The sequence below is a fragment of the Nocardia aurea genome (assembly GCF_003123685.1).
Taxonomy (GTDB): domain Bacteria; phylum Actinomycetota; class Actinomycetes; order Mycobacteriales; family Mycobacteriaceae; genus Nocardia; species Nocardia aurea.
In genome coordinates this window covers 67,522-81,579 of sequence record NZ_QCYJ01000144.1, presented here as the reverse complement: position 1 = coordinate 81,579, position 14,058 = coordinate 67,522, and the positions used below count along the sequence as shown (strand labels likewise).

Genomic DNA, 14,058 nt, shown 5'->3' with positions numbered 1-14,058 from the left:
GGCTAGTGCTTGGCCGCGCGACGCAACTGCATGATGCGCACGCCGCCGACCAGCGCCATGACCAGCGCGCCGCCGATCACCGACAGCAGCACGGCGACGCCGATCGGCAGATTGAATTCCCAGAAGAACAGGCTGACCCGAATGGATTCCAGGTTCTGCAGGATGAAGATCAGCAGGATGATCAGGATCAGCGCGCCCGCCACCAGACCGACCCAGGCGTAGCCGGTGCGGGAGGAAATCGACTTCCTCGAGGTGACCGTCGGCGTCTGCGGCGGCGGGAACGCTTCGGGGTCGGGCAGATCGTCGGCATTGGTAGACATGACTGAATCATTGCCGACGGCTATCGCCGACGCGGGTATTTCGCCTGGACGGACTCCATGTCCCGCCGGTCGCTTCGGCCTGAATGTGCGCGCGGACGTGCTGATGAGAGAATGGGGGCACTATGACCGTCTCCCTGCCCCTCGTTTTCGATGCCCCGCGCCGTGGCATGCCCCCGCGGCATCTCGCCGATCTCGACGCGGACGGACGGAAGGCGGCGGTCGAGGCGCTGGGTCTCCCCAAATTCCGTGCCGATCAGATCGCCCGGCAGTACTACGCCAGATTGCAGGCCGACCCGGAGCAGATGACCGATCTGCCCGCGCCCGTGCGGGAGAAGGTCGGCGCCGCGCTGTTCCCGCCGCTGCTGTCGGTGGTCAAACACATCACCTGCGACGCGGGGGAGACGCGAAAGACGCTCTGGCGCGCCGGTGACGGCACGCTGCTGGAAAGCGTGCTCATGCGCTATTCCGACCGCAATACGCTGTGCATCTCCAGCCAGGCGGGGTGCGGTATGGCCTGTCCGTTCTGCGCGACCGGTCAGGGCGGGCTCACCCGTAATCTGTCCACGGCCGAGATCGTCGACCAGGTGCGCGCAGCCGCCGCGGCGCTGCGCGACGGTGAGGTCGCGGGCGGCCCCGGCCGACTGTCCAACATCGTGTTCATGGGTATGGGCGAGCCGCTGGCGAACTACAAGCGGGTGGTCGACGCCGTTCGCCGCATCACCTCACCCGCCCCGGACGGGCTCGGCATCTCCCAGCGCAGCGTGGTCGTCTCCACCGTCGGGCTGGCTCCCGCCATCCGCAAACTCGCCGACGAGGGACTCTCGGTGACGCTGGCGGTCTCGCTGCACACGCCCGACGACGAATTGCGCGACACCCTGGTGCCGGTGAACAGTCGCTGGCCGGTGGCCGAGGTGCTCGACGCCGCCAGGTACTACGCCGACAAGACCGGCCGCCGCGTCTCGATCGAATACGCGCTCATCCGCGATATCAACGATCAGCCGTGGCGCGCGGACATGCTCGGCCGGAAACTGCACAAGGCCCTCGGCTCGCGCGTCCACGTCAACGTCATCCCCCTCAACCCCACTCCGGGTAGCAAATGGGATGCCAGCCCCAAACCGGTCGAACAGGAATTCGTGCGCCGGGTGAACGACCAGGGCGTGCCGTGCACCGTCCGCGACACCCGCGGCCAGGAGATCGCCGCCGCCTGCGGCCAACTCGCCGCCGAGAACTGATCCGGCTTCGAACTCGCGGAGCGGAGGTCCCGGTCTCGTTCGAGAGCTGGGATCACGCGGTGGTCCATCTATGTTCGACCGGGTGAGAGTCGCGTGCGGGCGGTGTACAGTGCGCGACGGGCGGCCGAGACGGTCCGCCGCACGCGGCAGTGCGCTGCCGGGGAACTGATCGGAAACGTTCGAGGGGGATGATCCGGTGCTGCGCGAGGGGGAGGTTTTCGCGGGTTTCACCATCCAACGACTGCTCGGGCAGGGCGGGATGGGGGCGGTGTACCTGGCGCGGCATCCGAGGTTGCCGCGACTGACCGCGCTGAAGCTACTGAATCCGGAGTTGTTCTCCGACGACGAGATCCGCGCGAGGTTCGAGCGGGAGGCGGATCTGGTCGCGCGGCTCGACCATCCCAATCTGGTGACCGTTTTCGACCGGGGTGTCGAGGACGAGCAGCTGTGGATCTCCATGCAGTACATCGACGGTGTCGACGCCTCGGGTGTCGATCCGCGCACGTTGCCACCGCGGCGGGCCGCGCAGATCGTCGCCGAGACGGCGGCGGCGCTGGACTACGCGCACGCGATGGACGTCCTGCACCGCGATGTGAAACCCGGCAACATCCTGCTCGCCCGTGGCGCGGGACAGGAACGGGTGCTGCTCACCGATTTCGGTATCGCCCGGCCACGCGAGGACGCCGGGCACCTCACCAAGACCGGCAGTTTCACCGCCACCCTGGCCTACGCGGCGCCGGAACAGTTGACCGGCGGGCATCTGGACCACCGCACCGATCAGTACTCACTGGCCTGCACGCTGTACTGGCTGCTGAGCGCCACCGTGCCCTTCGATTCGCCGCACGCGGTGCAGGTGATCGAAGGACATCTGCGCAAACCTCCGCCGCCGATCACCGGTCATCGACCCGATCTGCCCGTGGAACTGGACGCGGTACTCGGCCGCGCACTCGCGAAACGGCCGACCGAGCGCTTCGACAGCTGCGCCGAATTCGCGGCGGCGGTGCACGCGGCGATGAGCCGGAACGGTTCTGGGACCGGGACCGCGCCACGGTCGATGCCGAGCCGGTCGATGCCGAGGGCGGTGCCCGCGGTGGACCCGCAGGCTCGGCAAGCGGGATCGGGTCCGGGAAATCCGCCCGCTCCGCGCGAAGTCGGCAGCACGCCCGTCGGCGGCGGAGCGTGGGGGCCGGGGCACCCGGTGCCGGGTTACCCGTCGCCGATGCCGCCGAACGTGCCGATTGTCGGAGCCCCGAACCGGATTCCCGGGCAGGCTCCCGCATACGGTCCGCAGGCCGTTCGGACGCCCGGACACGGTGGTGTGCGTCCCGGCCCGCCGCCGGTGGCCCGCCGTCCGGTCCCGCGCCCACCCCGGCGGCGGCGCAACGGTGTGACGATCGTGCTCACCGTGTTCGGTGTCATCGGCACGCTGCTGGCGGGGTGCGCCATCTTCGCGTGGCAGGACGAGACCACCTGGGTCTCGCAACTGACGGGCCGTTCGAAAGGTCACCAGGATCTGTCGGCGATGTCGGCGGCTTTCCCACGAATGCTGCCCGCGGGCAATCGCGACACGGGCACGGGATACGAGGGCGCCACCTGCTCACCCGCGTCGAAATGGAACGACTGGCGGGCAGAGAAAGGCGACAAGGCCGCGTTCGACCATTGGCGCGCACGGTGGAAGTGCCTGTTGGGCAGCGGGACCAGGTTGGCCTATACCTTCTACGCCTATGACTCCGAGGACGCGGCGCGGCGGGCTCTGAGCGCGTTCCGGGCCGCGACCGACGATCTGGGAACCAGCACCACCGGCAATCGCACCGACTACCGGGTGATGTACAACGGCGGCTACGCCCACGACGATCATCCGACGATCGTCTCGACGTTCGACGACCCGTCACGTGCACGCTGGATAGCGAACTTCGGGCTCGGGTCGGGCGACATGGACGAACTCGTCGCGGAGGTGAAATCCGCGCCGCTCAGCTGACCCGTTCGGACCGCTGCACCGGTGCACGTGGCCCGGTTCTCGACCGCCCGGCAGTCGGAGATGGCCCGGGCGAGTACTCGGTGTATCAGCCGCGATTCTTGGCCGGACGGTTGGTCGCCGCCCTGCGCTCGGCATCCCTGGCCTTGACGCGTTCGCTCTCCGCGCGCGTGGCGGCATGCGTTTCGCGCTCACGCACGAGCCAGGCGGGCGGATCGGCGAGCAGTGCCTCGATCTCCTGCGCGGTCATGGCGTCGGCGACGTCGGCGCGAGCCAATCCACTGTTGGATATCCCGAGTTTGCGAGCGACGACATCGCGCGGGAAGGGACCGTTGTTCCGCAGTTCGGTCAGCCACTCGGGCGGATCGGTGCGCAATTTCTCCAGGTCGGCGCGGGAGATCTCGGCGGCGCGGAATTCCTCGGGGGTCGCGGGGAGGTAGATGCCGAGCTTGTTCGCCGCCGTCAGCGGCTTCATGGTCTGCGGTTTCTTCTCCTGGCTCACCCGGCGAGTTTAATCGACGCCGCGCGAACGTTTCGCCACCGCGGGCCGACCTCGACGCGGCCTGTCCGATTCGCCGCAGGTCGAGGCGGCTAACCTTCATGCAATGAGCCGGTTCGACTCGATCGACGTGACCCGCGTGCGCTGGTTCGCCGCGGTCGCGCAGGAATTGCATTTCGCGCGGGCGGCGAAATCGCTGAACATCTCCCGGCAGCGGCTGAGCCGCACCGTCATCGACCTGGAAGAGGAACTCGGCACGAAACTGTTTGTGCCGGGAGCCCAGCCGACCGAACTCACCGAGGACGGGCGCGCATTCCTGGCGGCGGCTCCCGGGTTGATCGATGCCGCCGAAGCATCTGCCGCGCAACAGGTTCCGGATTCCGAGACCGGCTTGCGTGTGGGCTTCGCGCCCGGGGTGACGGTGTCCAAGTGGACCAGGATCTGGGGCGAACGTTTCCCGGAGACCCCGCTGCGGGTGGTCGCGCTGACGGCGGCCGACCAGGAGGACGCGCTGCGTGAGGACCGCGTCGACATGTGCTTCGTTCGCCTCCCGATCGACCGGGACGGTCTCAACGCCATCCCGCTCTACCGGGAGGTGCCGGTGGTCGTGGTGCCGAAGGATCACCCGATCTCGGTGTTCACCGAGGTCAGCACGGCCGACCTGGCCGACGAGCGGATGCAGGAGACCCACGCGATCGATGACGCCGCGGTCACCCTGGAAATGGTCGCCGCGGGTGTCGGCCACGCCGTCCTCCCGCATTCCATCGCCCGCCTGCACGCCCGCCGCGATCTCGTCTACCGCACGGTGACCGATGCCCCCGAGACCGAGATCGCCCTGGCCTGGCCCGCCGACCGAACCACCGACCTGGTCGAGGAGTTCATCGGTATCGTGCGCGGTCGTTCCGCGCACAGCTCCCGCGCCCCGGAATCACCGCGGGCACGCCCGGCTCAGCCCAAGCGTGTCGCTGCCAGGAAGCCTGCTCCGGCAAAGCATTCCGCCAAGAAGAAGCCGACGAAACGCCGCGGTCGCTGAGCCCGGAGAAATACGAACGCCGCCCTCGCGTGGTGCGGGGCGGCGACGTGGGAGCGATCGGAGTCAGCGGGGTTTGCGCGACAGGATCTTGTCGTAGCCGACGATGCCGAGCAGGGCGACGGCGAAGCCGACCAGGAAGATGTCCTCGACGCGGCCCTTGTGATTGCCGACGAGCATCGCGAGCAGGATGAGCGCGACGACGACGGCCGCGATCTTGAAGGTGCGCGGCGACTCACCGCTCCAGCCCCACGCGGCCGAAGGAACTTCGGCGGTATCGACATGAGAGACGAGGGCGCGCTCGGTGTTGGCGGGTTCGAGTTCCGTGGCGGCCACGATCGCTCCTTAGCTCGAGGTTCGGGGTGATCCCGATTCCGGGTACTTCACCGATATCGTGGCATACGACCGTCCGTCGTAGCCAGTGACCCTGCCACAATGGGCCCGTGTCCGACATCGTGAGAGTTCTGCTGCTCGGCAGCACCGGATCCATTGGCACCCAAGCGCTCGAGGTGATCGCCGCGAACCCCGACAAGTTCGAGGTGGTCGGGCTGGCCGCGCGCGGCGGCAACGCCGAACTGTTCGCCGCGCAGATGGCCGCGACGGGAACTCGTCACGTCGCGATCGCCGATCCCGTGGCCGCGCGCGCGCTCGATGTCGAACTCGGCGGTCCGGACGCGGCCACCGAACTGGTGCGCCGCACCGAGGCCGACGTGGTGCTGAACGCGCTGGTCGGCTCGCTCGGTCTCGGCCCGACCCTGGCGACCCTGGAATCGGGGACCCGATTGGCGCTGGCGAACAAGGAGTCGCTGGTCGCCGGTGGGTCGCTGGTGACGCGGGCGGCCGCGCCCGGCCAGATCGTCCCCGTCGATTCGGAACATTCGGCGCTGGCGCAATGCCTGCGCGGCGGGCGGGCCGAGGAAGTGGACCGGCTCGTTCTCACCGCGTCCGGCGGCCCGTTCCGCGGGTGGACCGCGCAGATGCTGGAATCGGTGAACCCGGAGGAGGCGAAAACGCATCCGACCTGGTCCATGGGCCCGATGAACACCCTGAACTCGGCGTCACTGGTGAACAAGGGCCTGGAACTGATCGAGACGCACCTGCTGTTCGGCATCCCGTACGACCGGATCGATGTCACCGTGCACCCGCAGTCGATCGTGCACTCGATGGTCACCTTCACCGACGGTTCGACCCTGGCTCAGGCCAGTCCGCCCGATATGAAGCTGCCCATCGCCCTCGCCCTCGGATGGCCGCACCGGGTGCCGGGGGCGGCGGCCGCGTGCGATTTCGGCACGGCGTCGACGTGGACATTCGAACCCGTCGACACCGAGGTTTTCCCCGCGATCGACCTGGCCAGGCAGGCCGGTGAGGCGGGCGGCAGCGTCACCGCCGTCTACAACGCGGCCAACGAGGTCGCGGTACAGGCGTTCCTCGACGGGCATATCCGCTTCCCCGATATCGTGCGCACCGTCGCGCGGGCGGTCGAGGCGGCGTCGCGGTGGCGCGCCGAACCGGAATCGCTCGCCGATGTGCTCGCCGCCGACACCTGGGCGCGCGAATACGCCGGTGCGCTGATCAGCGCGTGATCATGGTCGCTGGTACGGTGTCGACCGGCCATCGGGCGTCCGGCGCCTGGCGCGCCTGGCAGACTGTGACGTGAGGTCGGTCTGCGTCCGGTTACTGTGGTCGGGTGTTCGCGGCCGGAACCGGATGCGGGCGCGGTCGATGATCGCGGCCGACCGGCGGTCGTGTCGAGGCGAGCTGCGTAACGCAGGAGGGCTGTACATCAATGGTGTTCGCGTTGGGTTTCGCGTTGTTCGCCCTCGGTATCACGATTTCGATCGCGCTACACGAATGCGGGCACATGTGGACCGCACAGGCGACCGGCATGAAGGTGCGCCGCTATTTCATCGGCTTCGGCCCCAAGGTGTTCTCGTTCCAGCGCGGTGAGACCGAATACGGACTCAAGGCGCTGCCGCTGGGCGGCTTCTGCGATATCGCGGGAATGACGGCGCTCGACGAACTCGCGCCGGAAGATCTGGACCGCGCGATGTACCGGCAGTCCACCTGGAAGCGCCTGGTCGTCATGTCCGGCGGTATCGCGATGAACTTCCTGCTCGGCTTCCTGCTGGTCGCCGTGCTGGCCATCGGCTGGGGACTTCCGCGTTTCGATCAGCCGCCCGCCACCGCGCTCGGCACGATGGGCTGCGTTCCGCAGCAGAACCCCGACGGCACCACCCAGCCGTGCACCGGCACCGGCCCGGCGCAACTGGCGGGCCTGCGCCGCGGCGACGTCGTCGAGAAGGTCAACGGCGTGCCGGTCGACACCTGGAAGGAGTTCCAGGCCGAGACCCAGAAACAGACCGGTCCCTTCAGCTACACCGTCGATCGCGACGGGCAGACGCTTACCATCCCCGTCGATCCGGTCCGGGTGATGCGCTACCCGGCCGACGGCGGCCCCGGCAAGGAGGTCAGCGCGGTCGGTGTCGGCGCGGACTTCTACGAGCCGGTGCAGTACGGCGTGCTCGCCGCGATCCCGGCCTCGGTGGCGTTCACCGGCGACATGTTCGTTCGCACCTTCCAGTCGCTGGCCCAGATGCCGCAGAAGGTCTCGGCGCTGTGGACGGCGGTCACCGGCGGTGAGCGTGATCCGGAGGCGCCGATCAGCGTGTACGGCGCGAGCCGCATCGGTGGCGAGACCGCCGAACGGGGCCTGTGGAGCGTTTTCATCCTGATGCTGGCCAGCCTGAACTTCTTCCTCGGCGCGTTCAACATCCTGCCGCTGCTGCCGCTGGACGGCGGCCATATCGCGGTCGTGCTGTACGAGAAGATCCGCAACTCCATCCGCGGCTGGAAGGGACTGGCCCCCGGCGCGCCGGTGGACTACCTCAAACTCTTGCCCTTGACCTACGTCGCGGTGGTGATCGGCGGTGCCTACATGGTGCTCACCCTGGTCGCCGACATCGTGAACCCGGTCAAACTCTTCTGATCGGTACCCCCTCGCGGCCCGACCGTGATCGATTCCACGTGGGCGACGGGGGGACACCGGCCTGTCAGTACGCATGTCATCGCTCTCACAGGGCGACGTCGGGAAATGCGCGACTAAGCTTGGCAGGCGAACGGCACGCTCACAGAATCACGCTCAGGGAACGCAGGAAAGAAGGCAGCCGAAAGTGACCAGCACAATCGGATTGGGGATGCCCGCCGCACCGGCGGCCGTTCTCGCGCCCCGCCGAAAGACCCGCCAGTTGATGGTGGGCGGTGTCGGTGTCGGTAGCGACCACCCGATCTCCGTGCAGTCGATGACCACCACCAAGACCCACGACGTCAACGCGACGCTCCAGCAGATCGCGGAACTGACCGCCTCCGGCTGCGATATCGTCCGCGTGGCCTGCCCCCGGCAGGAGGACGCCGACGCGCTCGCGACGATCGCGCGTAAATCGCAGATTCCGGTGATCGCCGATATCCACTTCCAGCCGCGCTACATCTTCGCCGCGATCGACGCGGGCTGCGCGGCGGTACGGGTCAATCCGGGCAATATCAAGGAGTTCGACGGCCGCGTCGGCGAGGTGGCCAAGGCGGCGGGCGCGGCGGGAATCCCTATCCGCATCGGCGTCAACGCGGGCTCGCTGGACAAGCGCATGCTCGAGAAGTACGGCAAGGCCACCCCGGAAGCGCTGGTCGAGTCGGCGCTGTGGGAGGCGAGCCTGTTCGAGGAACACGGGTTCGGCGATATCAAGATCTCGGTCAAGCACAACGACCCGGTGATCATGGTCGAGGCCTACCGGCAGTTGGCGGCCCGCTCGGACTACCCGCTGCACCTCGGCGTCACCGAAGCCGGTCCGGCGTTCCAGGGCACGATCAAATCCGCGGTCGCGTTCGGCGCGTTGCTCAGCGAGGGCATCGGCGACACCATCCGGGTCTCGCTGTCCGCGCCGCCCGCCGAGGAGATCAAGGTCGGCGGGCAGATCCTGCAATCGCTGAATCTGCGTCCGCGCAAACTCGAGATCGTCTCCTGTCCGTCCTGTGGACGCGCACAGGTGGACGTGTACACGCTGGCCAACGAGGTGTCGGCGGGGCTGGAAGGCATGGAGGTGCCGCTGCGCGTCGCCGTGATGGGCTGCGTGGTGAACGGTCCGGGCGAAGCGCGTGAGGCCGATCTCGGTGTCGCCTCCGGCAACGGCAAGGGGCAGATCTTCGTCAAGGGCGAGGTCATCAAGACGGTGCCCGAGGCGAAGATCGTCGAGACCCTCATCGAGGAAGCCCTGCGAATCGCCGAGCAGATGGGTGAGGACGCGTCGGGCGAGCCGGTGGTCACCGTCGGCTGAGTCCGGAAACGTGGTCGCACGCGGGTCACGCGGCCACGCCGCGGAAATGTTCTTTTCGGATGCGCATACCGCAGTCGCGGTTTTCGTGGCAGGCTGTCGATGTGCGGAGTCTGCTGGAGCCGACGCGACGGGCGAAGTTCGCCCCCGCGCGTCAGCTGGCGAACCGAGATCTGGCACAGGTTCTCCGTGTCCTCGACACCGATCCCGTGGCGTCGTGCATGGTCGCGGCCCGACTACAGGAATTCGGTCTCGACGCGCGCGCCGGGACCGGCGAACTGTGGAGCCGGGGCGGCCCGAGCGAGTCCCTGTGCTTCTCCGGCGCCAATCTCGTTCCCTTGCGCGGTGACCAGGCGGCCCTGCGGGCCTTCGCCGATCGCGCCGCGCGCTGGCCTCGGATCTGTTCCTCGGTGGTCGGCCGGCAGGAACTGGCGTTGCCGCTGTGGGAGATGTTGGCGCACCGGTGGGGACCGGCCCGCGAACTACGCGGCGAACAGCCGCTGCTTGCCCTCGCCGAGGCGCCGCTGACCACACCGGATCCGCAGGTGCGTCGGGCCAGACCCGACGAGCTGGACCGCTACCTCGCCGCCGCGATCTCGATGTTCATCGAGGAGGTCGGTATCGACCCGCGCGCGGGCGACGGGGGCCGCGGCTATCGGCGACGGATCCAGAGCCTGATCGAATCGGGGCGCGCCTGGGCGCGTTTCGACGACGGCGAGGTGGTTTTCAAAGCCGAGGTCGGGTCGTTGTCCCGACGCACCGGCCAGATCCAGGGTGTGTGGGTGCATCCCGACCATCGGGGCCACGGTCTCGGCACCGCGGGCACCGCCGCGATCGCCTCCGCGATCGTCGCGTCGGGCCGGACCGCGAGTCTGTACGTCAACGACTACAACAGGGTGGCCAGGCGGGCCTACGGTCGCGTGGGGTTCCGCCAGATCGCGACGTTCGCCACGGTTCTGCTCGACTGATCCCGCGCGACCGAATCGCGGCACGCCGACACCGATTTGCCGCGTGTCGACACGAAATCCGCGTACTTCGCGGATGTTTGCCGATTGTTGGCTATACGATCGGTGTCGATGTGGACTCGCATGCTCGTTCCGCCCGCGATCATCGCGTTCGGCATCGCGGCAGCAGGCGCGACAGGCTGCTCCGCGGGCTCGCAGGGCCCGGTTCCCGCCGCCGACGCCTTCGTCGCCGCGTTCGCCGACCACGATGTCGATCGGGCCGCGCGCCTCACCACCGTCCCCGAGAAGGCCGCCGCCGCAATGGATTCGGCCTGGACCAAATTGCAGGCCGAATCCATGAGCGCCGAGACCGGCGCGGCCAGGGTCAGCGACGACACCGCGACCGTCGAATACACCTACGAGTGGAAACTGCCCAAGAATCGGACCTGGCGCTACACCGGTCAATTGCAGATGGGGCGCAGCGACGGTCGCTGGGTGGTGCGCTGGGCGTCCTCGGATATCCATCCCCGCCTCGGTGATACCCAGACCATGGTGCTGCGCGCGAATCCGGCGCCACGCGCGCGCGTCAACGAATCCTCCGGCAGTGATGTGATGGTGCCGGGCAAGGTCACCCGGGTGGCGTTTCGGCCCGCGACCGCGACGGACGCGAATTCGGTGTCGAACGCGTTGGCGGCGGCCCTGTTCCGTTTCGACGAGCGGTTGACCCCCGAGAACATCCTGCGCGCCGCGCGCGCCGCCGACGGCACCTATACCGTGGCGCTGCTCAACGAAGTCGAATACGGCGAGGTCGGCGCCCAGTTGCTGGGTCTGCCCGGCGTGACGCTGACCCAGGAGTGGGATCTGGTACCCACCGAGCGGGGGTTCGCTCCCGATCTGCTCGCGCAGGTGCGCAAGACGGTGATCGAGGAGGTGGACGGCAAGGCGGGGTGGAGCGTGGTGACCATGAACTCCAACGGCGTCGACACCGACGTGCTGAAAGAGGTTCCGTCCCAGCCCGCCCCGTCGTTCGCGCTCAGTATCGACCGGTTCGTGCAGGCGGCGGCGCAGCGGGCCGTCGACGTGCCCACCGAGCAGACCATGATGGTGGTGCTGAAACCCTCCACCGGCGCGGTGCTCGCCGTGGCCCAGAACGAGGCGGCCGACCGCGACGGTCCGGTGGCGACCATCGGACAGTATCCGCCGGGTTCGGTCTTCAAGACCGTGACCGCCGCCGCGGCGATGTCGACCGGTCTGGCCACCCCGGACACCATCCTGCCGTGTCCGAGCCGAATCACGATCGGCGAGCGCACCATCCCCAACTACAACCTGTTCGGCGTCGGCAGCGTGCCGATGGCGACCGCCTACGAACGTTCCTGCAATACCTCCTTCGCCGAACTCGCCAGTGAATTGCCGGGGTCGGCTCTGCACGACACCGCCGCGAAACTCGGGGTCGGTCCCGGCTATTCCGTGGTCGGGTTGCCGACCGCGTCGGGTTCGGTGCCGCCCGCCGACGATCTGGTGCAGCGCGCGGAGGACGGTATCGGCCAGGGCAAGGTGGTGGTGAGCCCGTTCGGCATGGCGGTGATGGCCGCGACGATCGCCAGGGGCACCGCGCCGGTGCCGTATCTGATCGCCGGTCGGCCCACCGTCGTCGACGGTGATCGGGCCGCGCTCACCCCGGAGGTCATCGACGGATTGCGGCTGATGATGCGCAAGGTCGTCACCGGCGGTACCGCCGAACGGATCGTCGATCAGGGCGAGGTGTACGGCAAGACGGGGGAGGCCGAGGTCGAGGGCGGATCGCATTCGTGGTTCGTCGGCTACCGGGGCGATATCGCCTTCGCCACGCTGCTGGTCAGGGGCGGCAGTTCCGACAACGCGGTGGGCGTGACCCGGGATATGTTCGCGATGCTGCCGCCGGACTACTGATCGAGTCCGGGAACCTCAGGCCCGGCGCAGCGTGGCCGCGAGGTGGTGGGTCAACGGTTCGCCGACCGCGGCCATGCGCAGGGTGTAGTCGATGGTGTCGCCCGCGAGGGTGAACGACCGGCCCAGCGCGGTGACCAGTTTCGCGGTGCTGCTGCGCCCGATGCTGGTCGAATCGAATTCCATCCGTAGCGAGCCGTCGCTGACGACGAGTCCGCCTTCGCAGATCTCGGTGATCCCGGTCGGGTGGGCCAGGATCAATTCGACGTGGTCCGGGCTCGGGCAGCGCAGGTAGCCGGTTTCGGCGTGCATCGGTCTGCTGCCGTCGGCGGCGCGGGTGCGCTGGCGATAGGTGAGGAAGGGGCGGCCGAGATGGCCGAACCGCACTTCCTCCAGGTAGTCGAAGGATTCGATGGTCGGGTACTCACCGTGCCCGCCACCGCGCCAGATGCCGAGCAACGGCGCCAGCGGTGCGATATCCGGATGGGGGGCGACGGACGGTTGAGGTACCACGCGCGAGAGCATACTGCGCATGGCCGCCCGGGTCGCCCCCTGAACGCGGAGTCGGCCGAACCTGTCCGTTTTATCGGATTACTCGGACGGTTCCCCGCCCGGCCTCGCCGCCCAGCTCCGCGACCATGTCCAGAGCGGTCGCATGGCCGCGGTGAGTTCGGTGCCCGCCGCGGTCAGCTCGTAGACCTTGCCGGGGGTTTTCACTATCAATCCCGCGGCCTGGAGATTGTGCAGGCGCACCGAGAGCACACTCGACGAGCACTGCCCCATGCGGCGACGCAACTCCAGGAACCCCAGCGGCGCCGGTTCCAACTCCCAGAGCACCCGCATCATCCACCGCTGGCCCAGCAGTTCCATGACCGCCAGCACCGGTTCGTCGGCCGGGTCGGCACGGCCCCTCGGCGGTTTGGCTCCGCTTGCGCTTCTCATTTCGAACTACGATAGTGATTCTGATTCAGAAGCATTGCCATGGGTCGACCGGAGACAGGAGGGCCGAGGGTGGGTACGACGGGCAACACGGGACGGCGGATCGTCCTGATCACGGGAGCTTCCCGGGGTATCGGCGCGGAAACGGCGCGGATTCTCGCGGAGGGCGGCGACCACGTCGTCATCAACTACCGGGAGAAGCGCAAACGCGCCGACGACCTCGCCGGGCGGATCGCGGCGGCGGGCGGCAGCGCGTCGGTCGCGGGAGCCGATATCGCCGAACCCGACGCCGCGCGCACCCTGATCGACCGGGTCGTCGCGGAATTCGGCGGATTGGACGTACTTGTCCTCAATGCCTCGGGCGGGCTCGAACGCGACGCGGCCCCCGGATACGCGATGGCGATCAATCGTGACGCGCAGCGGCGATTGGTGCGAACGGCGTTGCCCTTCATGCGATCCGGTGGTCGGGTCGTCTTCGTCACCAGCCATCAGGCACACTTCCACGGCCGCAAACCGGTGCCGGCCGACTACGAGCCGATCGCGGCGAGCAAACGCGCGGGTGAGGACGAGTTGCGCGCGATGATCCCGGAACTCGGCACGCACGGTGTCGATCTGCGGGTGGTGTCGGGGGACATGATCGACGGCACCATCATCGTCCGACTGCTCGAGCGCAGGAATCCGGACGCGGTGTCGGCGCGCAAGGAACACGGCGAACTGCCGACCGTGGCCGAATTCGCCGCCGCCGTCGCCGCCGCGACCCGAGGCGTCGCGGAGTCGGGACACACCGTGTACGTCGGCGGACCGGACTACCTGGCACTTTCCGCTACCTGACGATCGAACGTCCCATACCTCGAATTCCCGCGATTCGTGG

Annotated in this window: 14 protein-coding genes; 9 read left to right on the top strand and 5 right to left on the bottom strand. The window is 68.3% G+C overall.

Going from position 1 to position 14,058, the window contains the following annotated elements:
- Positions 1 to 2: 2 nt before the first annotated feature.
- Entirely contained in the window at positions 3 to 320 is a 318-nt protein-coding gene (locus tag DAT37_RS37140) for a LapA family protein (RefSeq protein ID WP_109529621.1), read from the bottom strand.
- 122 nt (positions 321 to 442) lie between these two features.
- On the opposite strand from DAT37_RS37140, the gene rlmN reads away from it, so the two are divergent.
- Positions 443 to 1,552 (top strand): 23S rRNA (adenine(2503)-C(2))-methyltransferase RlmN, encoded by a 1,110-nt coding sequence (rlmN, locus tag DAT37_RS37135; RefSeq protein ID WP_109529620.1) that lies wholly within the window; start codon positions 443 to 445, stop codon positions 1,550 to 1,552.
- Positions 1,553 to 1,748: 196 nt separating this feature from the next.
- Positions 1,749 to 3,530 carry a serine/threonine-protein kinase gene (locus DAT37_RS37130; protein ID WP_109529619.1) on the top strand — a complete coding sequence of 594 codons (1,782 nt, stop codon included), beginning with the start codon at positions 1,749 to 1,751 and terminating at the stop codon, positions 3,528 to 3,530.
- Between the two features lie 85 nt (positions 3,531 to 3,615).
- Here DAT37_RS37130 and DAT37_RS37125 read toward each other — a convergent pair whose 3' ends face one another.
- The gene (locus tag DAT37_RS37125; protein WP_198654630.1) at positions 3,616 to 4,029 is read right to left on the bottom strand and encodes a DUF5997 family protein; all 414 of its coding nucleotides are present in this window, start codon (positions 4,027 to 4,029) and stop codon (positions 3,616 to 3,618) included.
- Between the two features lie 103 nt (positions 4,030 to 4,132).
- Here DAT37_RS37125 and DAT37_RS37120 point away from each other — a divergent pair, with 103 nt between their 5' ends.
- Positions 4,133 to 5,059 carry a LysR family transcriptional regulator gene (locus DAT37_RS37120; RefSeq protein ID WP_109529618.1) on the top strand — a complete coding sequence of 309 codons (927 nt, stop codon included), beginning with the start codon at positions 4,133 to 4,135 and terminating at the stop codon, positions 5,057 to 5,059.
- 63 nt (positions 5,060 to 5,122) lie between these two features.
- Here DAT37_RS37120 and DAT37_RS37115 read toward each other — a convergent pair whose 3' ends face one another.
- Positions 5,123 to 5,392 carry a DUF2631 domain-containing protein gene (locus DAT37_RS37115; protein ID WP_109529617.1) on the bottom strand — a complete coding sequence of 90 codons (270 nt, stop codon included), beginning with the start codon at positions 5,390 to 5,392 and terminating at the stop codon, positions 5,123 to 5,125.
- A gap of 107 nt (positions 5,393 to 5,499) precedes the next feature.
- Between DAT37_RS37115 and dxr the strand changes: the two genes are divergently transcribed.
- The 5 genes from dxr (at position 5,500) to DAT37_RS37090 (ending at position 12,251) form a co-directional block, all read left to right on the top strand.
- Entirely contained in the window at positions 5,500 to 6,639 is a 1,140-nt protein-coding gene (gene dxr / locus DAT37_RS37110) for a 1-deoxy-D-xylulose-5-phosphate reductoisomerase (protein WP_109529616.1), read from the top strand.
- Between the two features lie 203 nt (positions 6,640 to 6,842).
- The gene (locus DAT37_RS37105) at positions 6,843 to 8,042 is read left to right on the top strand and encodes a M50 family metallopeptidase (RefSeq protein ID WP_109529615.1); all 1,200 of its coding nucleotides are present in this window, start codon (positions 6,843 to 6,845) and stop codon (positions 8,040 to 8,042) included.
- Between the two features lie 184 nt (positions 8,043 to 8,226).
- Positions 8,227 to 9,381 (top strand): flavodoxin-dependent (E)-4-hydroxy-3-methylbut-2-enyl-diphosphate synthase, encoded by a 1,155-nt coding sequence (ispG, locus tag DAT37_RS37100; protein ID WP_109529614.1) that lies wholly within the window; start codon positions 8,227 to 8,229, stop codon positions 9,379 to 9,381.
- Between the two features lie 101 nt (positions 9,382 to 9,482).
- Positions 9,483 to 10,346: a GNAT family N-acetyltransferase gene (locus DAT37_RS37095; protein WP_232840235.1), complete on the top strand. Its 864-nt coding sequence runs from the start codon at positions 9,483 to 9,485 to the stop codon at positions 10,344 to 10,346.
- A 108-nt stretch (positions 10,347 to 10,454) separates the two neighbouring features.
- Positions 10,455 to 12,251 (top strand): penicillin-binding transpeptidase domain-containing protein, encoded by a 1,797-nt coding sequence (locus tag DAT37_RS37090; RefSeq protein WP_109529612.1) that lies wholly within the window; start codon positions 10,455 to 10,457, stop codon positions 12,249 to 12,251.
- 15 nt (positions 12,252 to 12,266) lie between these two features.
- Here the strand turns inward: DAT37_RS37090 and DAT37_RS37085 are convergent, their stop codons facing one another.
- Positions 12,267 to 12,773, bottom strand: a complete 507-nt coding sequence (locus tag DAT37_RS37085) for a peroxynitrite isomerase (protein WP_109529697.1) — start codon at positions 12,771 to 12,773, stop codon at positions 12,267 to 12,269.
- 66 nt (positions 12,774 to 12,839) lie between these two features.
- Positions 12,840 to 13,190: a winged helix-turn-helix transcriptional regulator gene (locus DAT37_RS37080; RefSeq protein ID WP_198654629.1), complete on the bottom strand. Its 351-nt coding sequence runs from the start codon at positions 13,188 to 13,190 to the stop codon at positions 12,840 to 12,842.
- A gap of 69 nt (positions 13,191 to 13,259) precedes the next feature.
- On the opposite strand from DAT37_RS37080, the gene DAT37_RS37075 reads away from it, so the two are divergent.
- The gene (locus DAT37_RS37075; RefSeq protein WP_232840234.1) at positions 13,260 to 14,018 is read left to right on the top strand and encodes an SDR family oxidoreductase; all 759 of its coding nucleotides are present in this window, start codon (positions 13,260 to 13,262) and stop codon (positions 14,016 to 14,018) included.
- The last annotated feature ends 40 nt before the right edge of the window (positions 14,019 to 14,058 follow it).